The sequence below is a fragment of the Streptomyces sp. NPDC050439 genome (assembly GCF_040655335.1).
Classification (GTDB): domain Bacteria; phylum Actinomycetota; class Actinomycetes; order Streptomycetales; family Streptomycetaceae; genus Streptomyces.
In genome coordinates this window covers 1-1,866 of the sequence record NZ_JBFAJT010000022.1, presented here as the reverse complement: position 1 = coordinate 1,866, position 1,866 = coordinate 1, and the positions used below count along the sequence as shown (strand labels likewise).

At 56.4% G+C, this 1,866-nt stretch carries 1 rRNA gene; it reads right to left on the bottom strand.

The features are described 5' to 3' along the window. Positions 1–22 precede the first annotated feature (22 nt). Positions 23–1,866, bottom strand: a 23S ribosomal RNA gene (locus AB0I66_RS42855); the annotation flags it as partial.

Genomic DNA, 1,866 nt, shown 5'->3' with positions numbered 1-1,866 from the left:
AACACAGTGGACGCGAGCAACTGAGGACAAGCCCTCGGCCTATTAGTACCAGTCACCTCCACCCGTTGCCGGGCTTCCAGATCTGGCCTATCAACCCAGTCGTCTACTGGGAGCCTTAACCCCTCAAAGGGGGTGGGAATACTCATCTTGAAGCAGGCTTCCCGCTTAGATGCTTTCAGCGGTTATCCTTTCCGAACGTAGCCAACCAGCCATGCCCTTGGCAGGACAACTGGCACACCAGAGGTTCGTCCGTCCCGGTCCTCTCGTACTAGGGACAGCCCTTCTCAATATTCCTACGCGCACAGCGGATAGGGACCGAACTGTCTCACGACGTTCTAAACCCAGCTCGCGTACCGCTTTAATGGGCGAACAGCCCAACCCTTGGGACCGACTCCAGCCCCAGGATGCGACGAGCCGACATCGAGGTGCCAAACCATCCCGTCGATATGGACTCTTGGGGAAGATCAGCCTGTTATCCCCGGGGTACCTTTTATCCGTTGAGCGACGGCGCTTCCACAAGCCACCGCCGGATCACTAGTCCCGACTTTCGTCCCTGCTCGACCCGTCGGTCTCACAGTCAAGCTCCCTTGTGCACTTACACTCAACACCTGATTACCAACCAGGCTGAGGGAACCTTTGGGCGCCTCCGTTACTCTTTGGGAGGCAACCGCCCCAGTTAAACTACCCATCAGACACTGTCCCTGATCCGGATCACGGACCCAGGTTAGACATCCAGCACGACCAGAGTGGTATTTCAACGTTGACTCCACGAACACTGGCGTGCCCGCTTCAAAGTCTCCCACCTATCCTACACAAGCCGAACCGAACACCAATATCAAACTGTAGTAAAGGTCCCGGGGTCTTTCCGTCCTGCTGCGCGAAACGAGCATCTTTACTCGTAGTGCAATTTCACCGGGCCTATGGTTGAGACAGTCGAGAAGTCGTTACGCCATTCGTGCAGGTCGGAACTTACCCGACAAGGAATTTCGCTACCTTAGGATGGTTATAGTTACCACCGCCGTTTACTGGCGCTTAAGTTCTCAGCTTCGCACACCCGAAAGTGCACTAACCGGTCCCCTTAACGTTCCAGCACCGGGCAGGCGTCAGTCCGTATACATCGCCTTACGGCTTCGCACGGACCTGTGTTTTTAGTAAACAGTCGCTTCTCGCTGGTCTCTGCGGCCACCCCCAGCTCATGGAGTAAATCCAATCACCAGTGATGGCCCCCCTTCTCCCGAAGTTACGGGGGCATTTTGCCGAGTTCCTTAACCATAGTTCACCCGAACGCCTCGGTATTCTCTACCTGACCACCTGAGTCGGTTTAGGGTACGGGCCGCCATGAAACTCGCTAGAGGCTTTTCTCGACAGCATAGGATCATCCACTTCACCACAATCGGCTCGGCATCAGGTCTCAGACTTAATGCAAGGCGGATTTACCTACCTTGCGTCCTACACCCTTACCCCGGGACTACCACCGCCCGGGCTGGACTACCTTCCTGCGTCACCCCATCACTCACCTACTACCACCTTGGGTCGGCGGCTCCACCACTTCCCTTTGCCCGAAGGCTCCAGGACGGCTTCACGGCCTTAGCATTAATGGGCTCGATGTTTGACGCTTCACAGCGGGTACCGGAATATCAACCGGTTATCCATCGACTACGCCTGTCGGCCTCGCCTTAGGTCCCGACTTACCCTGGGCAGATCAGCTTGACCCAGGAACCCTTAGTCAATCGGCGCACACGTTTCTCACGTATGTATCGCTACTCATGCCTGCATTCTCACTCGTGAACCGTCCACCACTAGCTTCCGCTGCAGCTTCACCCGGCACACGACGCTCCCCTACCCATCCCAGCAGGCGTTGGCCCT